This window comes from Acetomicrobium sp. S15 = DSM 107314, from assembly GCF_016125955.1.
Taxonomy (GTDB): Bacteria; Synergistota; Synergistia; order Synergistales; family Thermosynergistaceae; genus Thermosynergistes; species Thermosynergistes pyruvativorans.
Window position 1 is genome coordinate 1 of the sequence record NZ_JADEVE010000036.1, and the last position, 16,556, is coordinate 16,556.

The following is a 16,556-nucleotide window of genomic DNA, read 5'->3' on the forward strand; positions in this document are numbered from 1 at the left end:
CAAGAATACTATCGGAATCGGTTGAAACTTTTGGGAGTGGCCTAAATGGATGATAAATTGCTGAGCCAAGAGGAAAGGCCGTGAGGCGTGAAAAGTGATGAGTGATCAGTAATGAGTGATGAGTGATCAGTGATGAGTGAAGAGTGAAAAATGTGCATGCGAGTGTATGATTGTAAAAAGTAGAACAAGGATTAGGGCAGGCTAAGAAACACAAAAAGTAAAGACCTGACTCTGGGGTTTGCCCCCTTCTACCTGCCCGATGAAGCTTTAACCTGTTCTGCAAATCAGAGGTGAAGCCAACATATAATTTCCCATCAACTTCACTATAAAGTACATGCACGTAGTACATGTTATTCCACGGGGTGAACTACATTGCTTGGTATCGAAACAACAGACCTTTTACCTGGTCCACCAGACTATACTTTTCCTCCTTTGGAAACTCACTGACGATTTCATAAACTTTGGTAACAACTCCTTCCAAACATCCAAATCTTTGTGCGTTTTCAGACTCCTCATTGTTTCATGCCCTCATCCTGTGTTCCATACCCTCAGGTGTTCAGTATATCTCACATCTCACATTTCTCACGTCTTACATCTCACGTTTCTCACAGCCCCTTGACACACCCATTTACAGGTAGTATTTTTACTCATGAAAGGTAAACCTAAAAACAGGTGGTATTTTGGAAAGCATGTTAGATACTTTGATCACCTCGCAAACGAGGGTGAAGCTTTTGCTTAAATTTTTCTTGAATCCCGAGAGCAAGTCTTATTTAAGGGAATTGGCCGAAGAATTCGGCGAATCCACCAATGCGGTTCGCCTTGAGCTAAACCGACTTGCGCAAGCCGGGCTTTTAACTTCAGCGGAAGAGGGCAGAACCAAAGTATATCAGGCTAACCCACACCACCCCCTTTTCCCTGAAATACAGAGCATGGTGCGAAAATTTACGGGGATCGACCAACTCATTCCGCAAATCCTTTCTCAACTCGGGGATGTGCGTTCTGCCTTTATCGTGGGCGACTACGCAAAAGGGATCGATTCCGGCATTATCGACCTTGTTTTAGTAGGCCGCGTCGACCAAAGCTACCTTCAAAAGCTCATCGACAAAGTAGAGTCTTTGATCCACCGCAAAATCCGCTTTTTGGCTTTGAGCGAAGACGAATTTGGAAAGTTTAAGAGCACGCTAAAAGTAGAGGAAGGGATTGGGTTGTGGAATAAAAACGGTGATGAGTGAACAGTAATGAGTGATGAGTGAAAAATGTGGAAGTGGATGTGAGAGTGGAAGTGAGTGTGAGTGATGAGTAATCAGTGAAGAGTAATGAGTGAATGTGAGGGTGAGAGTGAAAGCAAGAGCGAGAAGAGCAAAAGTTAGGGCAGACTAAGAAACACCAAAAGTAAAGACCTGACCTCGGAGGTTTGTAACTCTAAAAACTATGAGCAAAAATAAGGTTTTGGATAAAGTTTTTTCTGGTGCAAATGATAGCAACATAAGATTTCGTGATTTGAGAAAACTTCTGTTGGAATATGGTTTTTGTGAACGAATTAAAGGTGATCATTACATATTCACTAAAGATAACGTCGATGAAATTGTAAATTTGCAACCACTCAAGGATGGTAAAGCAAAATCGTATCAGGTAAGGCAAGTAAGAAATTTGTTTTTGAAATATAAATTTCATTTAGAAAAGGAGAATTAAATATGGAAGATTACATAAAATATGAAATGATTATATATTGGAGCAAGGAAGACGACGCTTTTATTGTGGAAGTGCCTGAACTACCGGGCTGCATGGCCGATGGCAAAACCTACGAAGAAGCCATTAAAAACGCTCTAATTGTGATCAGAGAATGGGTAGAAACCGCAAAGGAACTTGGCAAGGAGATCCCTGAACCGAAAGGGAGATTGCTTTACGCGTGACACAACTGACGTCATAATATGTGAGACATAATGCGTGAAAAATGTGAAAGTGGATGTGAGAGTGGAAGTGAGAGTGAGTGATGAGTAATCAGTGAAGAGTGATGAGTGAATGTGAAGGTGAGAGTGGAAAATAAGAGCAAGAAGAGCAAAAGTTAGGGCAGGCTAAGAAACACCAAAAATAAAGATATATATTAAACCCGAGGAAACTTGAGTAATTGAATTAATCGTGAGGCAAGTGAGGAGGAAATTTAATGAAAGTGCTTGAAATACCCGAAGTAAATCTTGAGGACGAAGAATTAAAGTTAGCCTTAGCCATCAAACTCTTGGAAGAAGGCAAAATATCTCTGGGTAAAGCGGCTGAAATAGCGGGTTTCTCTGAAAGATCCTTTGCGGAGCTCCTTTTGAAAAAGGGGATATCTCCGGTAATTTTTGAAGATATAAATTTAGATAAAGAATTTCGAAATGCCTGATAGGTGTGTCGTTGATACCTCGTGCTTAATAGTTCTTGATAAAGCAGCGCTGTTACCCCTTCTTTGTGAGCTTTACGAAAAAGTTTACGTTCCTAAAAGCGTGATTGTTGAATTTGGAGTGAGTCCCTTTATTTCCTGTGCCGAGGTGGTCGATGTTCGCTCTAAGTTAATTATAGCCCTAACAGAAGAACTAAATCTTGGATTAGGAGAAGCTGAAACAATTGCGTACGCTTATGAGGAAGGTATAAGAGCCATAATAGACGATGCCAAGGCTCGGAGAGTGGCAGAAAAGTTGTCTATAAAACTAACAGGCACTTTAGGACTCTTGATCAAAGCTGAGGAGAGGAGGGTCATTGAAAGTTCATATAAAACTGTTTTAGAATTAAGAAGGCTTGGTTTTCGCATTTCAGATGGCCTTATTGACGAACTAAAGATGAGGAAGAAAAAATCGTAAACATGGTGAGCACAATCATATGTACAGTATACCAAATCCCTGAGATATAGATGTCTCAAAATTTGAAAGTGAGTGATGAGTGATCGGTAATAAGTGAATACGAGGGTGAGAGTGAAAGCAAGAGCAAGAAGAGCAAAAGTTAGGGCAGACCAAGAAACGTCAAAAGTAAAAACCTGACCCCGGAGGCATGTTGAGTTAAGACGAATTTGGAAAGTTTAAGGGCACGCTAAAAGTAGAGGAAGGGATTGGGTTGTGGAGTAAAGATGGTGATGAGTGATCAGTAATGAGTGACGAGTGAAGAATGTGAAAGTGAATGTGAGACGTGATAGGTGAGATGTAAGACACAAAACGTAAGATGTAAAATGTAATAAGCATAACGAAGAAAGTTAGTAGAGGCTAAGAAACACAGAAAGTAAAGACTCCAAAGAGCAAAGGAGCATGCAGTGAACAGAATGCGAACGCTACTCATAACTGGAGGTTGCGGTTTTATCGGGTCAAACCTTGTACGATACTGTCTTAAGCAAGGCTACCGTGTCATTAACCTGGACAAACTAACATATGCTGGTAACCTTGCATCTGTACGAGATGTCGAGAACAACCCATCATATAATTTTGTTCATGGCGACATCGCCGATACAGACCTATTAAGAAAAATTTTAGCCAAAGAACAGCCATCGGGAATCCTAAATCTTGCGGCTGAAAGCCACGTGGACCGTTCCATAGATGCGCCCGACGATTTCATTCAGACTAATATCATGGGAACTTACAGACTTCTCAAGGCTACCTTGGAGTACTGGGAAAACCTTGACCACCCTGCAAAAGAAACGTTCCGTTTCCTCCATGTCTCTACCGACGAGGTTTTTGGCTCTTTAGACCCAGAGGGGTACTTCACGGAAACTACACCTTACAATCCTCGTTCGCCATACTCCGCCTCGAAAGCATCATCAGATCACCTGGTGCGGGCTTTCTTTCACACCTACGGTCTTCCAACACTAATAACGAACTGTTCAAACAACTACGGCCCTTATCAATTTCCGGAAAAACTCATACCTCTCATGATCATATCAGCTTTCAATGGCAAGCCCCTTCCTGTATATGGCGATGGTAGCAACATCCGCGACTGGCTCTACGTTGAGGATCATTGTGAAGCCCTTGTTGAAGTTTTTGAAAAAGGTCGCCCCGGTGAAACCTACAACATTGGTGGTCACAACGAAAAGACTAATCTCGAGGTGGTTCAGGCCCTCTGTGATTTGTTGGATGATCTTCGGCCCAAAGGGTATAATGCTTCCTACAGGGACCAGATAATCTTCGTCACTGATCGACCGGGCCATGACCGGCGCTATGCCATCAATGCAGAAAAGATCCAGCGCGAACTTGGCTGGAAACCCAAGGAGAGCTTTGAAACAGGCCTCGAAAAAACGGTAAAATGGTACCTGGATAACCAATGGTGGGTAAAAGAAGTTACCCAAGGGAAATATAACCTCGAGCGGCTTGGCCTTGGTAACCGCAGGGAGGGAACAGGGAAATGATCCAAAAAGGCATTATCCTCGCAGGCGGAAGTGGCACTCGGCTTTATCCGGTCACCCTTAGTACGAGTAAGCAGTTGCTTCCTGTTTACGACAAACCCATGATTTACTATCCCTTGAGCACACTAATGCTTGCCGGTATTCGTGATATCCTCATAATCACCACTCCGGAAGACCAGGCGAACTTTAAACGCCTTCTCGGCGATGGAAGCCAGTGGGGGCTTGCCATTTCCTATGCGGTTCAACCTAGGCCTGAAGGTTTGGGTCAAGCCTTTATTATCGGAGAGGAATTCATCGCTGGAGAAGGTTGTGCTCTTATTCTTGGAGACAATCTTTTCTACGGTCAGGGTTTGACGAGCATACTCCAAGAAGCCGTTAAACAGGAAGCGGGCGCTACTATCTTTGGCTACCCCGTAAAAGATCCAGAACGTTATGGCATCGTCGAATTTGACGATCAAAAGAAAGTTATCTCCCTGGAGGAAAAACCCTTGAAGTCCAGATCTCATTACGCCATCGTAGGGCTTTACTTTTACGACAGCACAGTGGTTCAAAAAGCTTGTTCTACTAGGCCCTCGGAGCGAGGAGAACTTGAAATAACTGACATCAATCGACTTTACCTTGAGGAAGAACAGCTCAATGTCAAGATCATGGGGCGAGGTTTCGCTTGGTTTGACACGGGAACCCACGACAGTTTATTAGAGGCCTCACAATTCGTGGCCACCATCCAGAATCGGCAGGGCTTTATGATTTCCTGCCCCGAAGAGATCGCCTGGCGGCACGGCTATATCACCGAGAAGCAGCTTACCGAAGTAGCTAAAGGTATGAAAAACGGATACGGGGAATACCTTATACAATTGCTCGAACACGATGTGACAGATCTCGCAAAAGGGAAGGCGAGATGAGAAATGAATATCAAAAAACTTCAAAAAATTCACGATCCTAGTGGAGATATTTTTGTTTTTGAGGGTGAAGTTTTTAGCTTTCCCATTCGTCGGGTTTATTTCACGAAAAATGTTGCAGCTGGAGAAGTTAGAGGTCATCATGCACATAAAACCCTTAAGCAGATACTCATCTGTCCCCATGGAACTATAGAAGTAACCATGGACAATGGCAAGGAAATAAAAGAGAGAGTAACGCTTGATAATCCAGAGGATGCATTATATGTTGGCCCTTTAGTTTGGCATACGATGAAATGGATGCAAAAAGATAGTATTCTTTTAGTTCTTGCATCAGATTCTTTTAACGAATCCGATTACATACGGCAGTACTCCAATTTTCTTGAAGAGATAGTTCAGGGTAAGAATTAAGGTGAGCTGTTTGTTTATTGAAAAAATAAAGAAAGCAATAAGGAATCCTAGAGCGGCTTTCCGGTGGGCTTATTCCCACGCTGAGGGATTGTTTAAAATCTTTAATTTGAAGGCCTCTTTGTTTTTTGCTCTGCGAAAGTGACGCTTGGGAAGAAATTAGTTCCTCAACAGTCGATTAGGTTTTTGGGAAAGGGAAGGATTACGATTGGAGACAGGTGCAATTTTGGGGTTCGTAATGGGGGGTTTTTGGAACTCTTGTTGTGAACTTCAGGCTAGGTATACAGATTCAGAATTAATAATTGGGGATGATGTATTGGTTAATAACGGTTTAGTAATAGTAGCGGTAACCCGAGTCGAAATACAAGAAAACACACTTATTGGAAGAAATGTTCAAATTACAGATTCTGATGCTCATAATATTGATCCATCGAAAAGAAGATCTTGTCTCGGGGAGTCAAAGCCGGTTATCATTGGAAGAAATGTATGGATAGGTAATAATGTAATGATTCTTAAAGGAGCTTGTATCGGAGATAACTCTATAATTGGAGCAGGATCAGTTGTAACGGGTAAAAAATTTCCCTCGAATGTCATTATCGCGGGTAACCCTGCTAAAGTGATCAAACTTATTGAGCCCGGCCAATAGGAGGGTGTAGCGATTGAAAAAGGAAAAGAAAGTTCTTTTTAACCGTTTGGATTTCCTTTATCTTAAACACGAAGATGAATATAAGCAAGCAGCCCTTCGTGCTCTTCGTTCTGGCTGGTATATCATGGGTCCCGAACTCGAGGCCTTTGAAAAAGAGTTTGCTCGTTATGTTGGATGCTTACATTGTGTTGGCGTCAACTCGGGCCTGGATGCTTTAACCCTTTCGCTTCGCGCGCTTGGTATTGGCGAAGGCGACGAGGTCATTGTCCAGGCTAACACCTACATTGCCACAGTGCTGGCAATCACGGAAAACAGAGCAAAACCAATATTCGTTGAACCGGACGAATTCCATGGGATCGACGCAAATTTGATCGAGACAGCGATCACTCCGAAAACAAAAGCAATCATGGTCGTTCATCTTTATGGCCAGCCTTGCGACATGGAACCCATCACTGTAATTTCAAAGCGAACGGGCATTCCGTTAATTGAGGATTGCGCACAGTCCCACGGGTCTACCTATAAGGATAAAATGACAGGGGCCTTTGGCATACTCGGGTGTTTTTCGTTTTATCCGACGAAGAACCTGGGGGCTTTCGGAGATGCGGGAGCTGTTGTGACGGATAATCCGGTGTTTGCTGATAAGCTGAGAGCCCTCAGAAACTATGGCAGCAAGATCAAATACCAGAATGAAACCACGGGAGTAAATTCAAGGCTGGATGAAATACAGGCTGCACTTTTGCGGATCCGGCTAGGCCACTTGGAGGAAATTCTTGCAGAACGGGAAGCCATAGCCCAATTGTACCTGGCTGGCATTAACAATCCAACCGTCCGGTTACCTAAAGTTCGTCCGGAAGCGCGCCACACATGGCACCAGTTTGTCGTCCAGTGCAACAATCGCGACGCGTTGCAAACATGGCTTAAGGAAAAAGGAATCCAAACCCAGATCCATTATCCCATCCCGCCACACCTTTCTAAAGCATATTCAGACCTTGGGTATTCTCGGGGATCTTTTCCCATTACAGAACACCTTGCCAATACTGTCCTCAGCTTGCCTCTTTACTGCGGTATGACTTCTGATGAAATTGAGTATGTAGTCGATACCGTAAACAGGTTTTTAGATAGATGAGAAAGGCAATCATTGAAAGCAGAGGAAAGTTGCTTTTAGAGAATTTTTTTATTTATGGTATGGGTAACATACTGACAAAGGTAGTGCCATTTCTCATGTTGCCCATCCTGACACGATTGGTCACAGACCCTGTTGTTTTTGGGGTTTTCGACATTTATACTGTTGTAATCCGGTTTGCTACACCTATAGCGGTGCTAGGTTGTTACGATGCGATGTTTCGTCTTTTTTTCGATGATTCGGATTCGCAGTTTCACCGACAGATTTGCTCCAGTTCTTTGGCAATTGTTTCTTCTATAAGCGTTCTCATTCTTATTGTTTCCTTGATCCTCTATGCTTCGGACGTTGCTTTTGCTGACGGTTATGGCTGGCTGATTCCCATTGCGGGAATGGTTATAGCGAGCGGTGCTATAAGAGAAATCATTGCTGCTCCAAGTAGAATGCAAAATCAGAGGAAAAGAATTATTCTTCTTTCTTTACTGGCTCCTTTTGTTTATTACTTGATAGCCATGACACTTGCGTGGCAGGGAAAACCACTTGAGGGTCTTGTTTATGGCAATATGGTAAGTAGCTTTATAGTTCTTATGATTTACGGTATTTTAAACCACGCCTTCTTTTCGCCAAAAGCTATAAAAAAAGAGCATATCCGGGGACTGTTGAAGATGGGCATACCTCTGACACCTACTTTTCTGACCTACTGGGTGTTTACCTCCTGTGATCGTTTCATGTTGAGTCGGATGATTGGTTTAGAGGCTGTAGGGCTTTACGGAATTGGGGCGCGATTCTCATCAATAAGTCAAGGCATTTACATGGCTTTTGCAGGAGGTTGGCAATACTTTGCGTTTTCTACAATGAAAGACGAGGACCACACTCGTCTTATGTCGCATGTGTTCGAAGTGTTAGGGATTTTGTCCGTTGCCAGCCTGTTTTTCTTGCTCCCTTTTGTGGACTGGTTTTTTGAGTTGATCGTGGGTGAAACTTACCGTAAGGCGTCAGTGGTATTCCCATTCTTGTTTCTTTCGCCTTTACTATTAATGTTGTACCAAATTCTAGGGAGCCAGCTCCTTGTAGTCAAGAAAGGTTATCTTTCAACCGTTATTTTGAGTTTTGGCGCTGTTACCAATGTGGTCTTAAATTGGGTTCTTATCCCCCGGATGGGTATCAAAGGAGCTGCAATCGCCACCCTACTTGGCTACGTTGTTTCCTTAGCTTTGGCTTTCGCTATTGTTAAGAAAATGAGGCTTATTTATGGAAGCTGGCGAGTAAACATTATTTTTGGATGTGGTGGATTAAGTCTAATTCTCGCGAATTTGCAGCCAAACATAACGATTGTTATAAGCTTTGTTTTCCTTGTTCTAATTTTAGCAATCTACTTTTCTGAGATCAAAAAACTTATTCCCAGTTTGTGGAAAATGCCGCTTTGTAAAAAGGAATGATCACCAAAAACGAGAAACGAGGGATGAGGAAATGAATGGTTCTTGCTGCCAAATATTGGAGAATGTTCAGTTTGCGCCAAGTGTCAGATTCGGTGATTTTTGTGTAATTGGCATAATGCCTATGCCTGTAAATTCCATAAAAAAGGATCTTGCCTTAATGAAACCGACTGTCAGCATTGGAGACAATAGTGTCATTTGTCCACATGTAACCATATACGCAGGTGTGGAAATTGGAAAACGAGTCTTAATCGGTGACAGTAGCTCAATCTTTTGTAGAGTCTTTATCGATGACGATGTAATAATCAGCAGAAATGTAACGATTAATTCAGATGTAAAAATTGGGAAGAATGTGAGAATCATGGATAATACGCATGTTACAGGCCGATGTATAATTGGCAATAATGTTTTTATTAGCGTGGGGGTCTCTATGGCGAACGACTCTCGATTTGGTCGTAGCGGTTATAGCGAAGACTGTCAAGGTCCCACTATAGAAGAAAATGTTTGTATTGGAGCTGGTGCAGTATTGCTTCCTGGAGTTCATATTGGGAGAAACAGTGTTGTTGCGGCTGGAAGTGTTGTAAAGAAAAATGTTCCGGAAGGTATGATTGTTACGGGTAACCCTGCAAGGATTGTCGGCCCTGTTGAAATGCTTTTCGGTAAATGATTGTTGTTAAAGGGATAGGAGGTTTGCCAGTGGAACTCAATTGTATTGTGTATTATTTGCCGAATAGTGCAATAACGAATGATGACCTTGAAAGAGAGTTTTCTTCGGGTTGGAATAGCAAGAAAATATATCGAAAGACAGGGATTGAAACAAGGCACGTCACGACAACAGAGACCACTTCGCAGCTGGCGGCACAAGCTGCTGAAAAGCTGTTTTCCGAGTCTGGATTCGCAAAGGAAAAGATCGATTTTCTGTTGCTCTGCACCCAAAGCCCCGATTATTTCCTTCCTACGACCGCCTGTATCGTCCAGGACCTGATAGGCCTTCCTACTACTTGCGGCGCGCTTGATTTTAACCTCGGATGTTCCGGCTTTGTGTATGGACTTGCGCTTGCAAAAGGCCTCATAGCGGGAGGGATGGCAAATAACATACTGCTCCTTACTGTGGAGACCTATACTAAACACATACACCCCAAAGACAAGAGCGTCAGGACCATATTTGGAGACGGAGCAGCCGCAACCTTGATTACACACAAGGATGGTGAACCATGCAAAATTGGAGATTTTGTATTTGGGACCGACGGCAAAGGAGCTAAAAACTTGATCGTCCCTGCGGGAGGAATGGCTCTTCCAAGAAGCGAGGAAACGGCAAAGGAAACGGTAGACGAACAGGGAAACATGCGCTCCCTGAACAATCTTTACATGAATGGGCCGGCGATCTTCAACTTCACCCTCGACACCGTTCCAGGCACCGTAAAATCGTTGTTGGAAAAGACAGGCATGGAAATAAAAGACATAGATCTCTATGTCTTCCACCAGGCGAACAAATTTATGCTCGAAAGCCTGAGGGATAAAATTGGCATTCCTGAAGAGAAATTCTATATAAACATGATAGACAAAGGAAACACAGTCAGTGCTACAATTCCAATAGCGCTTAGGGATGCTTACGACGAAGGAAGGATCGAACGCGGGGATAAATTGATGCTCGTGGGATTTGGAGTAGGCTATTCCTGGGCCGGCTGTATAGTCGAGTGGTAGCCTAACGCAAGGAGTGATGTGAAGTTGAATCTTGAAGAGAAACTGTCCTTGATAGCTGAGGCGCTTGACATAGAACCGGGCACTCTCAAGCCAGAAACAAGGCTTGAAGACCTACAAGAGTGGGATTCGTTAGGTATGGTTTCATTGATCGCCATGCTCGACAAACACTTCTCGGTAAGGTTGCAACCGGAAGAAATTAGGGCGCTTGTCACTGTGGAAGACATACTTTCACGTATGAAAGAAGGAAGTGCAGGAGGAAAGTGACAAAAAATCCGATGCTCCTTTTAGGCAAAAACGTAATCGTTACCGGAGCGTCTTCAGGAATAGGACTGGCTACTTCCCGTCTTGTCTGTGAACTTGGCGGCACCGTAGCCATGGTTTCTCGAAGCGAAGAGAGGCTTAGTAACGCTAAAAAAGAACTGCCTGAAGACACATCTAAGATATTTCCCTTCGATCTCCAAAAAACTAAAGAAATACCTGATTTAGTTAACTTTATTAGGGATAAGGTCGGCCCTATAGGGGGTCTTGTACATTCAGCAGGAGATTTCGCAGTCACTCCCCTAAGGGCGTTTGACCCTGAAGAATACCGCCTTCTTTATGACTTGCACGTGACGGCCTTTTTCATGCTCTCCAAGGCAGTTTGCTCAAAGAAGAACGTCGATCCATCAGGCGCTTCTATTGTCGCCGTTTCCTCTGTGGCCGCAATGTCAGGTTCAGAAGGGCTATCTATGTATTCTTCCGTAAAGGGCGCGTTGGTTTCTGCGGTTCGCTCTCTCGCAGTTGAATATGCCGCTAAGGGGGTTCGCTTCAACTGCGTATGTCCTGGATGGGTTAACACGCCCATGCTAAACAGGATAAAAGCACTTTACCCTGACCTTGAGTCTTTTGATTCAGCAATAGCGAAAAAACATCTTCTCGGCCTCGGAGAACCTGAAGATGTGGCAAACAGTGTATGTTTTCTGTTGAGCAATGCCGCACGGTGGATAACAGGAAGCAGCTTTGTTGTCGATGGTGGTTACTGCGCCAGTCAGTAGGATTGATTGAATTCTTGGTCCTGGTAGGAACATTGTGCTACGTGTCTGGGCTAAAAAGGTAAACTGAACTGCTCCGACATTGGGGGAGACTCTCTTTCTTGAGAGGATAGAGTATATGAAGACAAAAACAGATATACACCGGAGGTGCGAGAGCGGGCGGAGGAGTATTCCTCCTGGTGGACAACAATGCAGTGCGATAGTGCATAAGGTTGATTGCGCCGGCGAGATACCACGGAACTAGGTGGGTCACCCAGAGAGATCAGGATGTTTGAATAGGTTCTAACTGAAACATTGTTGGTTGATGAGCTTCGAAATCACTGAAGATAGATGTGGGCTCGATGCCCTTGAACAGGTCCCATATATGCCTGGGATGCGGAGGGTCGGTTCATTATAGTGGTGTGCAATACTTTGATTAGTTATATCAACAGGATAGAGAAAGCTAAAGTCTAATTCTTTGTGGATAGAGTAGGTGACTCCTATGATAATATACTAGCCTTAACCGTTGAAATTTAACTTAGCGAACGAATTTGGAGGTGTCATTTTGAAGCAGTTTGTGACATTGCACCCAACAATCAATCTCGGAGGAGCGGAAACGCTTCTTGCTCGTATTATACGTTTTCTTTCAAGGCAGAACATAAAAGTTATCATGATTACACATGAAAACGATTTTGTGTATTCAGAGTTGTTAACTGCAAGTGAAAAAGGGTTTGTTGATATCTGGTGCCTTCCCAAAACGAGGAAAGGAGTAAAATATCTTTATGATGAGGACATCCTTGATTTGGAACACTTGGGACAAGGGTTAAGGAGTGCGATCAAAGGCACACTTTGTGTTTATGCTCCTTATTTTAACAACTTGCAACTTGCCATGACAATATTCAGAAAATCGGAAGACGTAAGAATTTTAACTTCATTCTTGCACCCAGAAGCTTGGCCAACAAGTTTATTTTTTAGTAGACTATCTCGATATAAGGAATCCATTAGGCCTTTGAAAAAAAACAAACTGTGGCACTATCAAAGGAATTTGTTGAAAATACTTGATAAAAATAATGCCTGTTGGTTTATGAGCGATTCCGTAAAAAGCTATCACGAATATTATTATGATGTCGATTTGCCGAAATCTGCAGTAATTCCTCTGCCTTTCGATACAAAGGACCATAATGCCGTATGGGAAGGTCCTAGTGCACATGGAATTTTTCGCGTAGTTTGGCTCGGTCGATTCGATTATTTCAAAAACCCATCGATTAAGGTTATCTTCGATGCACTGCAGAGTTTGGCCGAAGAAAACAAAAATACAAAGATAAAATTTAACCTTATAGGTTATGGCAATAAAAGATACGAAAAAGACATCCATTCTTACTTGAAATCTGACAAAATAGAAATAAACTATCTAGGCAAAATCCACGTCTCTGAACTTGATGACATTTTAGTAAAACATGATGTTGGAATTGCCATGGGAACCTCTTCGTTGCATATTGGGGCCTTAGGAATACCAGCTATAAATATTGAGGCTGGAGATGAAAAAAGCAAAAAAAAGATAAAAGGAACTTGGCTTTTTCAACAACCTAAAGGGCTTGCTTCAGATGTATATCTCGAAATAACAGGCAAAAGCCAAGTGATAGGAAGGGAAATTGGCTGTCTTTTGAAGCAAGCCATGAACAACAAAGAGTTGCTACCATTGCTTGGAGAAAAGTGCAGGAAATATGTAAGAAATAATTATGATGAAAATAAAATAATGCCAAAATTGATAAATATTTGGGAGAGCTCTTCATTTTCACCAGAAATGTTTCCTATTTATAGAGAACCGATATATTACCGGGTTGCAAGAAGTGTAATTGCTAAAGTATTGGAAAATAATTAAAGAGAGCAAAGCTAAATGCGCATGCCAAACCTCTGAGGGCATGGACACCTTCAAGGCGTAGAGGATAGTATCCCAAAAAGGAGGGTGAATAACATAAGGCTATACTTTTGCTTCTTTGTAACAGCTACGACTAACCTTATAGAGAGGGTGTAGTTAGCGTCGCCATGATTAACATGTATTTTTGGAGAAAATGCAATGCAAAATGGTAAAATAGCCCTATTTCTCCCTTCTTTATGTGGTGGTGGGGTGGAGCGGGTGAGGGTAAACCTTGCGAGGGGTTTTGTTGAGCAAGGTTTTGAGGTAAATTTAGTCCTAGCTAAGGCTGAGGGGTCATACCTGCCACAGCTGTTACCGAAGGTAAGAGTGGTTGACTTGCATGCGCGTCGAGTGCTCGCTGCTCTGCCGGGGTTGGTGCGCTATCTTAGGAATGAACAGCCCAAAGCCATTTTGTCTGCTATGGATCATGCGAATATTATCACTATATGGGCGTGCGGATTATCTGGAGTGCATAGCCGCGCCGTGGTGAGTGTTCACAACACAGGTTATAACATGGTTCATAGTACAGTGGGAGGAGCAGAAGCGTGATTCATAACCGCATAGCATTATTTACTTCATTCTTGGGCGGTGGAGGAGCGGAACGTGTAACAGTTAACCTGGCTGAGGGGTTATTGAATTATGGGATAAATGTAGACTTGGTGGTTACACGCACCGGCTCATGGACTTATGTTGTTCCAAAGGGGGCACGTGTAGTCGATATAGGAGCCCCACGGATTTACGCTTCACTGCCAAGTATCGTCCGCTATCTTAGACGTGAGCGCCCAGTAGCCTTGCTCTCTGCAGGAGCTGCAGTAAATGTTACGGTTTTGCTCGCTTGGCGTATAGCGCGCATTCCTGCTCGGGTTGTGATAGCAGAGCATAACATGTTGTGCGAACAAGTAAGAAACACAAGGGATTGGCGTATGCGGTTGCTCCCAAAATTTGTGTGTTGGTGTTATCCATGGGCAGATACAGTGGTAGCTGTATCCAACGGGGTAGCTGATGGTCTGTTGAAACTTGTTCCATTTGTGAAAAGCAAGCTACGTGTCATCTATAATCCAGTAATTACACCTGAGATTCTTGCCAAGGCAGAAGAGCCTCTAAACCACCCGTGGTTTGCTCCTGGTGAACCACCGGTAATCCTTGGGGTAGGGCGGCTTACGGCCCAGAAAGATTTTCCTACCCTTATCCGCGCCTTCGATTTGGTGCGGAAGGAGCTTCCAGCACGATTACTTATCCTTGGCGAGGGGAGCGATCGCCCACAGTTAGAAGCGCTGGTGCGTGAGCTTTGTTTGGATAAGGATGTTGCCATGCCAGGGTTTGTGGATAATCCTTACTCCTATATGAGGTGGGCAAGTGTATTTGCCCTATCTTCAAGATGGGAGGGTTTACCAACTGTCTTGGTTGAAGCGATGGCTTGTGGTTGTCCTGTAGTTAGTACAGACTGTCCTAGCGGCCCGGCAGAAATATTAGAGGATGGTAAATGGGGTAGGTTAGTAGAGATTGGAGATTATGAAGGATTAGGAAAAGCTATTTTATCTACGATTAGTAATCCAAGAAAGAATGTTAGGGAGAGGGCTGCCTTTTTTAGTTTGGAGAGGTCTGTTAATGAATACCTAAGAATTCTCTTTCCTCAGAGCGTGACAGGACAATGATCGATGTATCGGGTCCCGAGTTAAGGGTCTCTATATTCTGGTTATGGACATGGATATTCTTGATTTTATACATTTCGATTGTGCAATTCTGGAGTTTATCCCCAATCGGCTATTTTGGAGTAGGACTCTTCATGATTTTCGTCTGTGCTGTCCTTTTTCTCGCAATCTGTCCGGCTCCAGTAGGTGTGCTGGCACGAATTATAGGGGTAATTGGCTGGATTGGTGTAGTGAGTTTAATGATAGCTATATTACCTGAGCCACCACAAGTTGATGGGCGTCAATACTTTGCTAATTACACGGCATTTTCCGCGTCGGAATTAGTGAACATCCTTATCAATCAGTTTGATCCAAGTCATAGCTTTGTTTACTCACTCGCAGTATTGCCACTTGTTCTTAAACCATTGCTAGGCGCGTTTGTCTCTCTTGGGCCGTGGAGTATTATTTTGCCTTACGGCATCATATGGATGTTATCCTCCTTTGCTTGGGTCAAAGCGGTCAGCATGAAAAGAGAGTCCCCCTTCTTTGCTGATCCCCTTTTTACCTCACTCCTATTCGTGTTACTGATGACCTTGCCGAGTGTGGCATACTGGTCTATGAGTTTTATGAAGGAGATCCCGCTTGTTGCCTTTTCTGTTTTTTCAGCAATACAATTCTCCAGGAGCAAATGTATTTCAGGCATTATCTTCCTACTGATTGCCACTTTACTGAGGCCGTATGCCCCAGGGATAGTTATTGGCTTGTTTTTATTTCTTCAATCCTCCAACAAATTGCGATGTGTTGGGTTTTTCGGAGCTATCGCCACATTGTTGATTTATTCAAAAGGCACGTTACTAACAATCGCTAAAGTTTTTTTAACACTTGTGTATATGTTCTTAAGTCCAAATCCGTTGAATGCTAGTAACTGGCTGTTGGTAACAGTAAGTATCCGGGGCACAAGCATGCCTACTCTATTCATGAACATAGAGGGGATATTTTTAGGGCTGCTTTTCGTGATTGGTTTAGTAATCTTACTTCTGGGCAGGAGAAGAAATTGTCTATTTACGGTGGGCTTATCTCTTTTGTTCGGCAGTGTCATCCTTATCCTTGTTGATTGTTATTACATACTAACGATCTTTTCGTCGTATAGTTTATTTACTTTTGGAGCCCCCCTGGTTCGCTTGAAGTTTAGCTTCTGGCCTTTGATCGCGACTTGGAGTGCTCTGACTATTACTGCTATTGTTCGCAAGGTTATGAGCCTGTTTCACAACTCACCCCACCAGGGTCATGAAATGCAGTAAAATAAAGAGTATCAGGCATTAAGTTCAAGCATAGAGTACAGAGGCGTGAACCGCCCCGGGATTGACGGAGAGTAAAATTCTTCAAGAGAAGGAAGTCATGAAAACGCAAATCAGGTACTCACA

19 protein-coding genes are annotated in these 16,556 nt (G+C 43.2%); 18 read left to right on the forward strand and 1 reads right to left on the reverse strand.

The genetic code is table 11. The annotated features are described in order from the left end of the window. The coding region (locus EZM41_RS14470) for a GIY-YIG nuclease family protein (RefSeq protein ID WP_198468371.1) at positions 1-349 on the reverse strand (349 nt) is incomplete at its 3' end. Positions 350-689: 340 nt separating this feature from the next. On the opposite strand from EZM41_RS14470, the gene EZM41_RS00595 reads away from it, so the two are divergent. From EZM41_RS00595 to EZM41_RS00680, 18 genes are all read left to right on the forward strand, one after another. Next, entirely contained in the window at positions 690-1,232 is a 543-nt protein-coding gene (locus EZM41_RS00595; protein ID WP_198468373.1) for a winged helix-turn-helix domain-containing protein, read from the forward strand. A 462-nt stretch (positions 1,233-1,694) separates the two neighbouring features. Next, a complete protein-coding gene (locus EZM41_RS00600; RefSeq protein WP_198468375.1) occupies positions 1,695-1,913 on the forward strand; it encodes a type II toxin-antitoxin system HicB family antitoxin in 219 nt (72 codons plus the stop codon). A gap of 251 nt (positions 1,914-2,164) precedes the next feature. Continuing rightward, a complete protein-coding gene (locus EZM41_RS00605) occupies positions 2,165-2,383 on the forward strand; it encodes a UPF0175 family protein (RefSeq protein WP_198468377.1) in 219 nt (72 codons plus the stop codon). Next, complete coding sequence (locus EZM41_RS00610; protein ID WP_198468378.1) at positions 2,376-2,837, forward strand: DUF3368 domain-containing protein; 462 nt, start codon at positions 2,376-2,378, stop codon at positions 2,835-2,837. Before EZM41_RS00605 ends, EZM41_RS00610 begins: the two co-directional genes overlap by 8 nt. 452 nt (positions 2,838-3,289) lie before the next feature. Then, a complete protein-coding gene (gene rfbB / locus EZM41_RS00615) occupies positions 3,290-4,366 on the forward strand; it encodes a dTDP-glucose 4,6-dehydratase (RefSeq protein ID WP_198468403.1) in 1,077 nt (358 codons plus the stop codon). Next, positions 4,363-5,265 carry a glucose-1-phosphate thymidylyltransferase RfbA gene (rfbA, locus tag EZM41_RS00620; protein WP_198468380.1) on the forward strand — a complete coding sequence of 301 codons (903 nt, stop codon included), beginning with the start codon at positions 4,363-4,365 and terminating at the stop codon, positions 5,263-5,265. The genes rfbB and rfbA overlap by 4 nt, the downstream gene beginning before the upstream one ends. A 3-nt stretch (positions 5,266-5,268) precedes the next feature. After that, a complete protein-coding gene (locus EZM41_RS00625; protein ID WP_198468382.1) occupies positions 5,269-5,670 on the forward strand; it encodes a sugar 3,4-ketoisomerase in 402 nt (133 codons plus the stop codon). 205 nt (positions 5,671-5,875) lie between these two features. Continuing rightward, entirely contained in the window at positions 5,876-6,313 is a 438-nt protein-coding gene (locus EZM41_RS14135; RefSeq protein ID WP_269778828.1) for a DapH/DapD/GlmU-related protein, read from the forward strand. A 13-nt stretch (positions 6,314-6,326) separates the two neighbouring features. Continuing rightward, on the forward strand, positions 6,327-7,439 hold the full coding sequence (locus tag EZM41_RS00635; protein ID WP_198468384.1) for a DegT/DnrJ/EryC1/StrS family aminotransferase: 1,113 nt from the start codon (positions 6,327-6,329) through the stop codon (positions 7,437-7,439). Continuing rightward, positions 7,436-8,872, forward strand: a complete 1,437-nt coding sequence (locus EZM41_RS00640; protein WP_198468385.1) for an oligosaccharide flippase family protein — start codon at positions 7,436-7,438, stop codon at positions 8,870-8,872. The genes EZM41_RS00635 and EZM41_RS00640 overlap by 4 nt, the downstream gene beginning before the upstream one ends. Positions 8,873-8,903: 31 nt before the next feature. Next, a complete protein-coding gene (locus EZM41_RS00645) occupies positions 8,904-9,536 on the forward strand; it encodes an acyltransferase (protein ID WP_198468387.1) in 633 nt (210 codons plus the stop codon). 29 nt (positions 9,537-9,565) lie between these two features. Continuing rightward, positions 9,566-10,573, forward strand: coding sequence for a 3-oxoacyl-ACP synthase III family protein (locus tag EZM41_RS00650; RefSeq protein WP_342449183.1), 1,008 nt, complete (start codon positions 9,566-9,568; stop codon positions 10,571-10,573). A 24-nt stretch (positions 10,574-10,597) separates the two neighbouring features. After that, the gene (locus EZM41_RS00655; protein ID WP_198468391.1) at positions 10,598-10,837 is read left to right on the forward strand and encodes an acyl carrier protein; all 240 of its coding nucleotides are present in this window, start codon (positions 10,598-10,600) and stop codon (positions 10,835-10,837) included. Then, a complete protein-coding gene (locus EZM41_RS00660) occupies positions 10,834-11,607 on the forward strand; it encodes an SDR family oxidoreductase (RefSeq protein WP_198468393.1) in 774 nt (257 codons plus the stop codon). Before EZM41_RS00655 ends, EZM41_RS00660 begins: the two co-directional genes overlap by 4 nt. Before the next feature lie 541 nt (positions 11,608-12,148). Then, positions 12,149-13,465 carry a hypothetical protein gene (locus EZM41_RS00665; RefSeq protein WP_198468395.1) on the forward strand — a complete coding sequence of 439 codons (1,317 nt, stop codon included), beginning with the start codon at positions 12,149-12,151 and terminating at the stop codon, positions 13,463-13,465. 195 nt (positions 13,466-13,660) lie between these two features. Further along, on the forward strand, positions 13,661-14,050 hold the full coding sequence (locus EZM41_RS00670; RefSeq protein ID WP_198468397.1) for a glycosyltransferase: 390 nt from the start codon (positions 13,661-13,663) through the stop codon (positions 14,048-14,050). Further along, positions 14,047-15,156, forward strand: a complete 1,110-nt coding sequence (locus EZM41_RS00675; protein WP_198468399.1) for a glycosyltransferase — start codon at positions 14,047-14,049, stop codon at positions 15,154-15,156. Before EZM41_RS00670 ends, EZM41_RS00675 begins: the two co-directional genes overlap by 4 nt. 131 nt (positions 15,157-15,287) lie before the next feature. Further along, the gene (locus EZM41_RS00680) at positions 15,288-16,433 is read left to right on the forward strand and encodes a hypothetical protein (RefSeq protein WP_198468401.1); all 1,146 of its coding nucleotides are present in this window, start codon (positions 15,288-15,290) and stop codon (positions 16,431-16,433) included. Positions 16,434-16,556: the final 123 nt, after the last annotated feature.

Coding starts and splice junctions, on each gene's coding strand:
- EZM41_RS00595 (WP_198468373.1), top strand. CDS start 690: ATGTTAGATACTTTGATCACCTCGCAAACGAGGGTGAAGCTTTTGCTT.
- EZM41_RS00625 (WP_198468382.1), top strand. CDS start 5,269: ATGAATATCAAAAAACTTCAAAAAATTCACGATCCTAGTGGAGATATT.
- EZM41_RS00605 (WP_198468377.1), top strand. CDS start 2,165: ATGAAAGTGCTTGAAATACCCGAAGTAAATCTTGAGGACGAAGAATTA.
- EZM41_RS00600 (WP_198468375.1), top strand. CDS start 1,695: ATGGAAGATTACATAAAATATGAAATGATTATATATTGGAGCAAGGAA.
- EZM41_RS00610 (WP_198468378.1), top strand. CDS start 2,376: ATGCCTGATAGGTGTGTCGTTGATACCTCGTGCTTAATAGTTCTTGAT.
- EZM41_RS00670 (WP_198468397.1), top strand. CDS start 13,661: ATGCAAAATGGTAAAATAGCCCTATTTCTCCCTTCTTTATGTGGTGGT.
- rfbA (WP_198468380.1), top strand. CDS start 4,363: ATGATCCAAAAAGGCATTATCCTCGCAGGCGGAAGTGGCACTCGGCTT.
- rfbB (WP_198468403.1), top strand. CDS start 3,290: ATGCGAACGCTACTCATAACTGGAGGTTGCGGTTTTATCGGGTCAAAC.
- EZM41_RS00680 (WP_198468401.1), top strand. CDS start 15,288: ATGATTTTCGTCTGTGCTGTCCTTTTTCTCGCAATCTGTCCGGCTCCA.
- EZM41_RS00640 (WP_198468385.1), top strand. CDS start 7,436: ATGAGAAAGGCAATCATTGAAAGCAGAGGAAAGTTGCTTTTAGAGAAT.
- EZM41_RS00645 (WP_198468387.1), top strand. CDS start 8,904: ATGAATGGTTCTTGCTGCCAAATATTGGAGAATGTTCAGTTTGCGCCA.